The organism is Streptomyces sp. NPDC033221 (assembly GCF_055577005.1).
The window spans coordinates 62226-73611 of sequence record NZ_JBVIQN010000042.1; the positions used below are offsets into that span (position 1 = coordinate 62226).

At 71.2% G+C, this 11386-nt stretch carries 11 protein-coding genes; 6 read left to right on the forward strand and 5 right to left on the reverse strand.

From position 1 onward, the window contains the following. Nucleotides 1-76 precede the first annotated feature (76 nt). Nucleotides 77-982, reverse strand: a complete 906-nt coding sequence (locus ACZ53K_RS37045) for an NmrA family NAD(P)-binding protein (protein WP_468845823.1) — start codon at nt 980-982, stop codon at nt 77-79. A gap of 313 nt (nt 983-1295) precedes the next feature. Between ACZ53K_RS37045 and ACZ53K_RS37050 the strand changes: the two genes are divergently transcribed. From ACZ53K_RS37050 to ACZ53K_RS37065, 4 genes are all read left to right on the forward strand, one after another. Then, nucleotides 1296-2189 (forward strand): helix-turn-helix domain-containing protein, encoded by an 894-nt coding sequence (locus ACZ53K_RS37050; protein ID WP_468845826.1) that lies wholly within the window; start codon nt 1296-1298, stop codon nt 2187-2189. Nucleotides 2190-2278: 89 nt separating this feature from the next. After that, the gene (locus ACZ53K_RS37055) at nt 2279-3706 is read left to right on the forward strand and encodes a hypothetical protein (protein WP_468845829.1); all 1428 of its coding nucleotides are present in this window, start codon (nt 2279-2281) and stop codon (nt 3704-3706) included. Nucleotides 3707-3852: 146 nt separating this feature from the next. Further along, nucleotides 3853-5157, forward strand: coding sequence for an AAA family ATPase (locus ACZ53K_RS37060; protein WP_468845832.1), 1305 nt, complete (start codon nt 3853-3855; stop codon nt 5155-5157). A 143-nt stretch (nt 5158-5300) separates the two neighbouring features. Further along, complete coding sequence (locus ACZ53K_RS37065; RefSeq protein WP_468845853.1) at nt 5301-6545, forward strand: vWA domain-containing protein; 1245 nt, start codon at nt 5301-5303, stop codon at nt 6543-6545. A gap of 114 nt (nt 6546-6659) precedes the next feature. Here the strand turns inward: ACZ53K_RS37065 and ACZ53K_RS37070 are convergent, their stop codons facing one another. Beyond that, nucleotides 6660-7274 carry a TetR/AcrR family transcriptional regulator gene (locus ACZ53K_RS37070; protein WP_468845835.1) on the reverse strand — a complete coding sequence of 205 codons (615 nt, stop codon included), beginning with the start codon at nt 7272-7274 and terminating at the stop codon, nt 6660-6662. 65 nt (nt 7275-7339) lie between these two features. Beyond that, nucleotides 7340-8212, reverse strand: coding sequence for a 3-hydroxyacyl-CoA dehydrogenase family protein (locus tag ACZ53K_RS37075; protein WP_468845838.1), 873 nt, complete (start codon nt 8210-8212; stop codon nt 7340-7342). Between the two features lie 162 nt (nt 8213-8374). Between ACZ53K_RS37075 and ACZ53K_RS37080 the strand changes: the two genes are divergently transcribed. After that, on the forward strand, nt 8375-9112 hold the full coding sequence (locus ACZ53K_RS37080) for an acetoacetate decarboxylase (protein WP_468845840.1): 738 nt from the start codon (nt 8375-8377) through the stop codon (nt 9110-9112). A 76-nt stretch (nt 9113-9188) separates the two neighbouring features. Here the strand turns inward: ACZ53K_RS37080 and ACZ53K_RS37085 are convergent, their stop codons facing one another. Then, nucleotides 9189-9692: a hypothetical protein gene (locus ACZ53K_RS37085; RefSeq protein WP_468845843.1), complete on the reverse strand. Its 504-nt coding sequence runs from the start codon at nt 9690-9692 to the stop codon at nt 9189-9191. Further along, nucleotides 9689-10432: an alpha/beta fold hydrolase gene (locus ACZ53K_RS37090; protein WP_468845846.1), complete on the reverse strand. Its 744-nt coding sequence runs from the start codon at nt 10430-10432 to the stop codon at nt 9689-9691. Before ACZ53K_RS37090 ends, ACZ53K_RS37085 begins: the two co-directional genes overlap by 4 nt. Nucleotides 10433-10801: 369 nt before the next feature. On the opposite strand from ACZ53K_RS37090, the gene ACZ53K_RS37095 reads away from it, so the two are divergent. Continuing rightward, a complete protein-coding gene (locus ACZ53K_RS37095) occupies nt 10802-11227 on the forward strand; it encodes a hypothetical protein (protein ID WP_468845848.1) in 426 nt (141 codons plus the stop codon). Nucleotides 11228-11386 lie beyond the last annotated feature (159 nt).

Consider the following 11386-nt stretch of genomic DNA (forward strand, 5'->3'; position numbering starts at 1 on the left):
GGGGATCTCACTGCTCGTGTTCAGCCTCTCGCTGGCGGGGGCGATCCGACAGACCCTGGACGCTCTCCCATGGCCTTCAATCCGATCGGGCCGCGCGGTACCGGGGTACGAATTCGTCCTCGACGAACCGTTCGATGGAGGTGGGGGTGGAGGTACGGGCGGTACGCGGCTGCTCCATCCGCATATGCCGGGAGTTAACTGCTTCGCCGACCTCGATCATCATGTCCGCGACGTTGGCGGACACATTTTCACCCCGGAGTTCCGCATGGAATTCTGCGAGGCTGGCCTGCTCATAAGTGAAGTCGTGGGCATGCACAGCTTTCGCGATCACGTCCACGGCTTCTCGCATACTCACGTCGCGTTCCCCCTGGAGCTCCAGGATCTGCGTACCGTTCCAGGTCCCGGTGGCGAGTTCCTCCGCGGCTCGGGCCCCGATATCGCCGGTGGTGACGAAAGGCAGCGGAAGGCTGGGCTCGAAAGGGGCGCTGATGCGGCGGTGGGTCCTGAGGGTGCCGATGTGGCCCAGCAGGTTCTCCATGAAGTAGCCGGCCCGCAGCCACAGGGTGTCGACATCGGGGACGCGGGAGAGGCGCTGCTCGAAGCGGTGAAGTCCCCTGACCGGTCCGGTGCCTTCGGCGTGTCGGGCCCCCCAACTGCTGAGCCCGACGACGCGGGTCACACCGGACTCGGTGACCGCCTTGGTCAGGGAGGCCGCCACCTGGTCCTGGAAGGCGCCGAAGTCGGAGTGGTCTGGAAGGTAGTTGGGCTGGATCACCGCGTAGACGCCGTCCGCACCGCGGAAGGCATCGGTCAGCGCGGCCGGGTCGCGTGGATCGGCCTCCCACACCTCGGCGCCCCGCGCGGCAAGGTCGGTGAGCCGCTGCGCCGAGCGGCCGACGGCTCGGACGCGGTACCCGGCTGCGAGCAGGTGCACAGCGGCGGCCCGTCCGGTACGGCCACTGGCACCGGTGATGACGAACATCGTCGTAACTCTTTTCCTTGGGGTTCTGTGTTCTTTGGTTCTGTGTTCTGTGGTTCTGTATGGGCGCCGGGAGGTGAGCCGCGTTCACACGGTGCCCTGACGCATTTCCGGGGCGGGCGGGTACGGGTAGAGGGAGCAAAGCCATGTGCCCGGCTGTGATTCGGGACTTTCGGCCGGCTTTCGCGACGTTAGCCGCCTGGCGTACCGGACGGGTAGGAGTGGCACACCCACCCCCGGAGAGCAGCCGCGGCCGTGGTGGCGCACGGCCGCCGCCCCACCGCGGTGATTGCCGCCTCGTCCTTACGCTGGTGGCATGCAGGTTTCACCAGGGCACAGCGGAGGCGGACCACTGGCAGCCTTTCTGCGTGCCAGACGGAATCGGGTACGGCCTGAAGAACACCGGCTGGCCGCGGGGGCACAGCGCCAGGTTCCCGGGCTACGACGAGACGAAGTGGCTTTCCTGGCGGGGATCAGCACCGACTATTACGTACGCCTCGAACAGGGACGGGAACGCCGGCCGTCCCCCTCGGTGGTGGAGGGCCTGTGCAAGGCATTGCTGCTGGACACCGTCGGGGCACGCTACCTGCGCGAACTTTCCGCCACAGAAGCTGCCGTGGGCGGGGAGATGCCCCGTATGGGCACGGACCGTCTGGAGGCCGTGCACCAGTTGCTCGGCTCCATGACGGTGCCCGCGCTGCTGGTGAACCGATGGCTCGACATCGTGGACAGCAACACCCTCGGTGCTCTTCTCCACGAAGGGCTGGAGCCCCGGGACAACTATGCCCGCATGGTATTTCTCGCCCCCGGAGCACAAGCGTTTTTCACCGAGTGGTCCGAACTCGCCCGCTGCATGGTGGCGGCCCTGCGCGCACAGACCGGCTCCGACACGGGGCCGGCCCGCCTGAGGCAACTTTACGAGGAACTGACCACGCGCAGCGACATCTTCAGGTGTGCCTGGGACGAGCACCACCTCTGGGAAAAGGCGATGGACCACAAACTGCTCCGGCACCCGAGAGCCGGATCGCTCGCACTCGACCAGCATGTCCTGGAACTGCCGGGAAGCGAAGGCCACAGGATCTGGGCTTTCCACCCGGCGGACGAAGCGACCGCGAACGCCCTGCGCTGTCTGGCGACCCCGGCGCCGCCGTTCAGTCGTCCGAACTCCGACGCGGTGGGGTCCACGAAGGTCGGCAGAGAAGGGACCTGACAAGACGACATCACCGTGCCTATGATGCCGGGGATGAAGAACTTCTCCTCGTACGGATTGGGGGAATCGTTCACGCAGGGTGAGTGCTGATGGCACTTGACTCCGCGAACGACTTTCCCTCCCGCCTGTTGATGTGGCAACGCGTACGCGAGTACGCCGTGCCACCGTCCATGATCGAGACCGCGACCGCGCGACGTGCGGTCGGTGACTGGGCCGGGGCTTGCGCCGCTGCCCGGATCGATATCGAATTCGATCTACGCGCCATGCGCAACCGCCATGGCACCCATTTTTTCACCCGCCTCCGCGCGGATCTGCGTCGCCTGGTACCGGATCTGCTCCGATGGCACATGCCGCGGACTGCCCCGGATGGGCGGCTGCGGCCCGGCCTCACCATCTCCCTGGCCCGTTATCCCGGTTCCGGCACCACGCCGCTTCAGCTGGTGGTGCGGACGCCGCCGACCTGGGCGGATGCCGGCCAGCGGATGTCCCTGGCGCTGTGGGAGGGGGCAGGCAGCGGTGCCTCTGGGGACCGTCTGTACCCGCTCCCGCATCCGCATCCACACCCCAGCCGGCGTTTCCGGTTCGATCTGCACCAGCACCTCTGGCAATCCGGGCGGAGCGACGAACTGGCGCGGCGGTGCGGTGCCGCCGACCACGACGCTCCGTGGGCGATGGCGAACTGGGCCGCCGAGGCAGAGTTGCTGTTGCGGGCCGAGGGGCGTCCTCGTCGCGGGGCCTTCACCGTGCGGCTCGGCCCACGAAGCCGCGCTGTGCTGGAGCTTGTCGCCCCTGACGACAGCCATGCCCCGGCGTTCCGGCCACTGCGGGAGGCTTTGCCGCCGCAGGAGGTCGCGGCGCTTCCCTTGCTGCCGGAGGCCGCGGCCCGGGTCCTCCCGGATCTGGAGTTGCTGCGGGCCGGTCTGGTTGCGGCCGAGCGGTTGCATCCGCTCGTCGCGGCAGGGCTGGCGGCGTACGCCCCGGAACCGGCGGCCGTCCCAGCCCCCGTACCTGCCGATCCGCACCAGGTGCGGTGCCGGGGCGAGCTCCACCGGATCGCGCTGCGGGGCGGAGTGCTGACGGCGATCGACCACGGCCCTGCCCAACTGCGCAGGGAAGAGCTGCTCGTGGCGTTCGGCGGGCCGGCGCTGCCCTGCCTGCGGGCCATCGACGCGGTACACCGCACTCCGGAGGCGCTGCCCGCGGTCCGGGAGCGGCTCGGCCACGGTGACGTCGCCGGGGCGCTGACCGTGGTCGAAGGGCTGCTCGGTCCCCGTGCGGTCCTGCGCGACGGGCCGCTCCGGGAGGAGCTGGAGTCGGCCGCGGCCCGCCGCATCGACCAGGGGCTCTTCCGCTCGGGGCTGGTCACCGAGCACCCCGCTGCCGGTGTGGCAACCAGCGGGGACGCCCCGGGCGGGGGGAACGCGGACGCGGGCGGCCGTCCCCGGCTCAACCGCCGTACGTCTTCCGCGATGAGCCTCAAGCGGGGCAGCCGCGCCCGGCCCCGTATGGCTCGCTGACCGGCCGGCTCCACCGGCATACCTTCCACGTCCTGCGCCTTCGACGTCCTGCGCCTTCCGCGCCGTACGTCGCACGCCTCACATCGCACGTCGCGCACCATGCGAACGGGCCGTCCCGTTCCCTGACTCCACCCCAGGTGATGCCCATGAACTCCACTCCCCTGCTGTCCGCCCCTGCCCCGGCCCCGGCCCCGACCGACGGCACGCCCGCCGGTGCTTCCGGAACCGGCACCCGCCTCGCCCTCGCCGGCGATCTGCTGGCCCTTCTGCGCACGACCACCACCGAGCCGCGCCCCGACGAACAGCTCGAAGCGCTCACCCTGGCCGTCGCCGCCGACCTGCCCGTACTGCTCTGGGGCGAGCCGGGCATCGGCAAGACCGCGGCGCTGACACAGCTCGCCGCCAGCCTCGACCTGCCGCTGACGACCGTGATAGCCAGCGTCCACGAGCCGTCCGACTTCTCCGGGCTGCCCATCGTGGGCGACGACCCGGCGGTACGGGGAGTGCCGATGGCGCCACCGCAGTGGGCCGTGGAACTGGTGCGGGCCGGGCGTGGGCTGCTCTTCCTGGACGAACTGTCCACCGCCACCCCGGCCGTCCAGGCCGCACTGCTCCGGGTCGTCCTGGAGCGGCGGGTCGGTGCGCTGCAGCTGCCGCCGGGGGTACGGATCGTGGCCGCCGCCAATCCGCGGGCGTCGGCGGCGGACGGGTGGGAACTGAGCCCGCCGCTGGCCAACCGCTTCGTGCACCTGTACTGGGTGCACGACCGGGACGTGGTGGTGCGCGGGCTGGGCGGGACCTGGCCGCGGGCCGAGCTGCCCCGGCTGGTGCCGGAACGGCTTCCGGAGGCAGTGGCATTCGCCCGGCGCGCGGTCTGCGGCTTCCTGGAGGCCCGGCCCACGTTGATCCACCGGCTGCCGAACTCCGAGACTCGGCGCGGCGGTGCCTGGCCCTCGCCCCGGAGCTGGGAGGCCGCGCTGACCTTGCTGGCCTTCGGCACGGCGGCCTGCGTCTCGCGTGACGTGCTGGCACTGCTGGTGCGGGGCGCGGTGGGAGACGGGCCGGGGCTTGAACTCCTCGCCCACCTGGACCGGATGGAGCTGCCGGACCCGGAGTCGCTGCTGGCGGATCCGGCCGCTGCCGAGCTGCCCGTACGCGGTGATCTGCGTCAGGCGGCGCTGGAGGCGGTGGTGGCCACCGTCGGTGCGCGGCCGGAGCGGGAGCAGTGGGAGGCGGCTTGGGCGGTGCTGGTACGGGCCCTGGAGACCGGCGCCCCGGACCTTTTGGTCGCCCCCGCGTCGGCACTGGCCGCGCTGCGGCGCGACGACTGGGAGGTGCCGGAGGCGGTGGAGCGGCTGGCCGGGGTGGTGGGTCTGGTCCGGCAGGCGGACCGGTCGGTGCGGCGGGCCTCGGCGGCCGGCGCCGGCCGAGTGGCGGAGGCACGCCGATGACGGGCGTCGCAAAGCGTCCGGGGACGTATCCGCCACCGCGTCCGGTCCCCCGGCCCGCGCCACCGCGTCCGGTGCGGGCCGCCGCTCCCGGGCGGTCGGCCGGATGCGACGGACCGGCCGACCGGCCCCGGCTTCCGCTGGACATGGAGAAGCTGCTGGCCGCCCGGCTGCACGCGGTGAAGGTCCGTCCCTACCTCGCCGACGCGCTCTTCGCGCTGCACGTGGTGGAGGACCGGTCGGTACCGACGATGGCGGTGGACGCGCACTGGCGCTGCTACGTCTCCCCCGGCTTCGTGGCGCGCACTCCGGTGGAGGAATTGGCGGGCGTCTGGGTGCACGAGGTCTCCCACCTGCTGCGGGACCACCACGGGCGGGGCGAGCGGTATGCCCGGGAGCACGAGACGCACGGGCCGGGTGAGCGAAGCGGGTCGGGTGATTCTCCGACCGAGGGCTGGCGGCGGCTGCGGAGGAACATCGCCGCTGATTTCGAGATCAACGACGACATCTACGGTGACGGCCTCCCCAAGCCTGAAGGAGCGGTTCTGCCGTCGCTGCTGCAACTGCCCGAGGGGTTGCTGATGGAGGAGTACCTGCGAACGGCCTCGATGTCCGGACTCGACACGGACCTGGCCTGGCTGGACTGCGGCAGTGGCGCGGACGGCCAGGGCCGGCCGTGGGAGCTGGGCCCCGACGGGGCACACGGGCTGAGCAGGCAGCAGCGGGACGCGGTGCGCTTCCGGGTCGCCGAGGGGATCAAGGGCCGGCCGGGGGACGCGCCGGAGGGGTGGCGCAGGTGGGCGGACGAGGCATTCCAGCCGCCGCAGCCATGGCGGCAGTTGCTGGGGGCGGCGGTCCGCTCGGCGGCGGGCGGACCGGGGGCGGGCGAGGACCACAGCTACCGGCGTCCGTCCCGGCGGTCGGCCGGTGTTCCCGGGGTGCTGCTGCCGAGCCTGCGCCGTATTCCGCCCCGAGTCTGCGTGGTGATCGACACCTCGGGGTCGGTGAGCGACGCCGAGCTGGGCAGTGCGCTGTTGGAGGTGGCGGCGATATCGCGGGCGGTGGGCGGGCAGCGCGACCTCGTCTCGGTGATCTCCTGCGATGCGGCGGCCGGGGTCGCCGTCCCGCTCTGCCGCGCCGAGAGCATCGAACTGATCGGCGGCGGAGGAACGGATCTGCGCTCAGGTTTCGCCCGGGCGCTCCGCTCCCGGCCCCGCCCGGACGTGATCGTCGCCCTGACGGACGGCCAGACGCCGTGGCCCTCCACACAACCGCCCTGCCGCACCGTCGTCGGTCTGTTCCCCCGTCCCACCCGTGCCGCGGACGAGGAGGATCCCGAGTACGTTCCGGACACTCCGCCGTCCTGGGCGCGCGTCGTCACCATCAGCTGAGCGAGGTGAGCCGACGGCGACGCGGCACACACGATGCCGCGGCCCCGTCCCGATTGCGGCTGCGGCTGCGTACGTCACCGTCATCACGCGCGCGGCCGAGAGCCGCAGTCGCCGTCACTCCTGTGGTGTCCCGAGAGCGCGGACGAGGTGCGGGAGGGCGCGGCGGGCCAGCGGGGTGGGGTCGGTGTCCGCGGTGGGGTGGGTGACGCGCATGGCGGTGAGGCCCTCGTAGAGGGCCACGACCAGGCGGGCGAGGGCGGCGGAGGAGACGGCGGGCGTGCGTCCGGAGGATTCGAGACAGTGGTCCAGGATCTCGGCCAGCCCGGTGTTGAGGCGCTCTTCGTGTTCGGCCAGCGCGTCCGCGACGGCCGGGTGGCGCGCCGCGTGCAGGGTGAACTCCATGGAGACCAGGAACCAGGAGCGCTCCTGCGCGTCGTGTGTGGCCAGGAGGTCGAAGACGCGCGCCACGGGGTCGGCGTCGTCTGCGAAGGACTCGACCTGGTGCGTTAGTTCGGACAGGAGCCGGTCGGTGTGCGCGTCGTACAGGGCGAGGAACAGTTCTTCCTTGTCCCGGAAGTTGGAGTAGAAAGCGCCGCGGGTCAGCCCGGCCCGCTGGACGATGTCACTGATCGACGTGGCGTGGAAGCCGCGCTCGGCGAAGAGGGCGAGCGCGCTCTCGGTGAGCGCGGCGACCGTGGCCGGCCGGCGCTTGGTGGGTGACTTGGGCACGTACCGCTCCCTGCAGGTGATGGTTCCTCCCGAAGGGTACGTGCCCGCCCGTACCGGGCCTGTCGTCAGCCCTGCCGCTGGTAATCGTCGTAGAAGCCGGCCCCGGTCTTGACGCCGAGGCGGTTCGTGTCCACGTACTCGCGCAGCAGCTCACGGGGCCCTTCGGGCAGCTCGGGGCGTTCGGCGGCGTAGTGGTTCTCGATGTCCAGGACGACGTCCAGACCGACGGCGTCCATCAGGCGGAACGGACCGGCCGGGGCGCCCGTGTTGACCTGCCACATGCGGTCGATGTCGGCCGGCGTGGAGACGCCTTCGGCCACGACGGCGAGACTTTCCCGCTTGATGGCGGCCCAGACGCGGTTGAAGATGAAGCCGGTGCTCTCCCGGCGGGCCTCGAACGGGTGGATGCCGTAGGCGGGCAGCACCTTCAGCAGCAGCTCGACGGCGCCGGGATCGGTGTGGCCGCAGGACATCACGTCGGCGGCGTTCTGCCGGGGCGGCATGTAGAAGTGCAGGTTCAGCAGGCGCTCGGGGGTGCGCACGCTGTCGACAAGGTTGCTCGTCGCGTAGGACGAGGAGTTGCTGGCCAGGATGGCGTCCGGCTCGGCCAGCGTGTCCAGGTCCGCGAAGAGGCGCTTCTTCAGGTCCAGGCGCTCCGGTACGGCCTCGATGACCAGCCAGGCGTCCGCGAGGGCGGTTGCCAGCTCGGTCACGGCCTCGACGGTGCCCGGCCGGCCGTCGTCGATCGTCTGCACCACGTCGGGCAGTTCGCGGGCCACATAGGCGCAGGCCGCTTCCCCCGCTTCGGCGGCGGGGTCGTAGATGCGGACCAGGCCGCCACGGGTGGCGAACATCAAGGCGATACGGCGGCCGAGTGTACCCGCGCCGATGACGGCGACCGGCCGGTCCTGGTGGCAGGAAGGAAGGGTGAAGCTCATGGCTGCTCCTGTCTCATGGCCCCGCCGCGAGTCGGGATCGGGATCGAGTGCGGGAAGGGATGCGGGTGGATGTATCACCCAACTTCTCGATACAGTGTGTATCCGATACACCTTGTATGCAAGTGGAGAGGCGTCCCGACGCCCCTATCGAGGAGCACAGCCATGCACGCCGACCAGGTGACCGCCGCAGTGACCACCCCCCTGACCGTCCCGGTCTACCCCCCGCGGCCCACCCGCTTCACCGACCGCGAGTACTTCAACGTCGTCTACCGGACCGACCCGGACGCCCTGCGCGCGGTGGTCCCGGAGCCGCTGGAGATCACCGAGTCCCTCGTGCGCTTCGAGGTCATGCGCATGGGCGAGGTGGACGGATACGGCCCGTACACGGAGTGCGGCCAGGTCATTCCCGTACGTCACGGAGCCGAGCACGGCGAGTACCTGCACGTCATGTACCTGGACTCCTTCGGAGCCACCGCGGCCGGCCGCGAACTGAGCGCCTATCCGAAGGTCGCGGGCGAGCCCGCGCTGCGCCACGAGCGCGGCGCCCTCATCGGCACCCTGGACTACGGCAGCGAGCGCGTCGCCACCGCCACCATGGCCTACAAGTGGCAGCCGCTGGACCCGGAGGAGGCCCGCGCCCAGATCACCGTGCCCACTTTCGCCGTCAAGACGGTCCCCGGCTACGACTTCCGGCCCCGCGTCTGCGACCTGGTCCGTACGCAGATCACCGACATCACCGTGAAGGAGGCCTGGCACGGCCCGGCCCGCCTCCAGCTCTTCGAGCACGTCATGGCACCCCTGGCCGACCTGCCCGTACGCGAGGTCGTCGACGCCAGCCACATCCTGACCGACCTCACCCTGGCCCCCGCCGAGCCGGTCTTCGACTATCTCGCTGCTTGAGCGCCCGCCGGCCGGGACCCGCGGGCGTCAGCCTTCGTCGCGTCGTCCTGGGCACCAGCCCTCATCGTCCCGGGCATCAGCCCTCGTCGTCCTGATCGTCCCTGGAGGCGCGCCGCCCCCGCGTGACCGCGAGGACGCTGCCGACGACGGCGATGAGGGCGATGGCCAGGGCGATGCTGAAGCCGCCTTCCGTATCCCAGTACACGTCCTCCAGGCTGATCAGCAGCGCCGCCTCGTCGACGACGAGGGCCAGGCCCACCCCATAGGCCAGGCCCAGCCAGGCGCGTGCCCGCGCCGAGCGTTCGGCGAGGCTCGCCGCGCCCACCACCGCGAGCAGCAGGATTCCCCACACGTAGTGGTGCAGGTGCACGCCGCCGGCCTGCACATCGCCAATCCCGGCCACGTCGATGTGGATGAGCCAGGTGAGCAGGCGCATCCCGCCGAAGGTCAGGGCAAACCCCCACCAGGCCAGGATGAAGCCCCGGCGCTTCGGCGAGATCCCGGGCAGCAAGCGCAGCCAGGGCGAGAACCGCTGCGTGCGCCCGGACGACGCGTGGCCGGACGTCTTCGAGGACTTCATCCGGACTCTCCCGCCGTGAATTTCTCGATCAGTACGGCCATGGCGTCCGGCGCGCCATAGTGGGCCGCGTGGGCAGCGCCCGGCATGTCCTCCGCGCGTCCGTCGGCGACCAGACCTGCTACGCGCCGGGTCCATGTGCCGGAGGCGATGGTGTCACCCGCTCCGCGTACGACGAGCGTGGGCGCGCGGACCTGCGACAGGTTCACCTCGAATGACTCGGCCGCGTCCCGCAGCGAGTGGCGGAAGGAGGCGGCGCACCGCAGGGGGCCGGTCACCAGATAGTCGAACGCGGCCAGGCACAGCAGGCTGAGCGGCTCCCTGGGGGCATCCGCGACGAGCCGCCCGAACTGGCGCCACCCGGAGGCCCCCGGCTCCAGCGCCGGGCCGACCAGGACCAGGCGGCTCACCAACCGGGGGTGACGGGCCGCCAGGGCCGCGACCACCTGGCAGCCGACCGAATTGGCCACCAGCAGGCTCGGGCCCAACGACAAGCGATGGTGCAAAGAGGCCAAGGCATCGGCGTGCTGTCCCACATCGGGTGCGCGGCGCGCGGCCGCCCGCGAACGCGCGTTGCCCGGCAGGTCCGGCACCACCACGCTCGCCCCGCCCGCGGCCAGCCGCCGCGCGAGCGGCATGAAGTACCGCCCCGAGAGCCCGAGACCGTGGACGAGCACCATGGCCGGGCGGCCCTCGCGTGGCGGAGGCCCGTACGTGCGGGCGAAGAAACCGGTGTCACTCATGTGATCCACTTGTCCACCATCGCCTCCCGCACGCCCTCGTCCAACCCGACGCACCGGGCGGACGGCCTGCGGCTCCGGCGGCCGGATCCGCGCGACGGGAAGGTCGTCGCGGCAAGGCGGAGGCGGGCTGAGGTCAGTTCGGCGGCACCCGCAGGAACACGGCGCCGCCTTTCTCTAGGTGGCGGTTACGTAATGCGCTACGTAGATCACATCTCAACGGCGCTGGGCGGCTGTGCCCGGACGTAGCGTCGATGACGCCGGGCGAACGCTTCCCCGGGCAGATCCGGCTCGGAACCGAAACCGGCTCACAAGGTGAAGAACAAGCGCGTTGAAGAACGTGCAAGAGATACTCATGAGCGAGGGAAGTCCATGATCAGGATGAAGAAGACCGGTTCACGGGCGCGGGGCGGTCGGGTGGCTGTCATCGGTGCGCTGGGTCTGGCCTCCGTGGCGCTGGCCGCCGCGCCGGCGTTCGCCAAGGGCGGTGTGGAGATCACGGCGCCGCCTTCGGCGCGGGTCGGCACGACGTACACGGTCGCGGCGCACGGGGACGACGACGCTTCCGAATACCTGCGGATATGCCTGGAGAACCGCGGCGGCGGGCAGGCATGGCACCAGGTGGCCTGCGGCACCGTGGTCGACAGGAGCACCGAAGCCGAGGCCACCGCACACGTCAAGGCCGCGCACCGCGGCACCCAGGAGTACCGCGCGGTGGTCTACGGTCTGCTCAGCCCGGCCGACCGCCACCCCATCCGCCAGCGGACTTCCGCCCCTGCGACGGTGAACATCCGCTGATTCGGGCCCCCGCGGCGGCGAACAGCCGGCACCACCATGGCCGGGCCCCGGGACGTCATGACTGGACGCTGTTGGTTAATCGGGGTGTTGATCACTTCGCCTCGCCGAGTAGTTCGGCGGGGCGAAGTGCTGCGAAGTGGCTGGTGCGGGTGCGGGCTC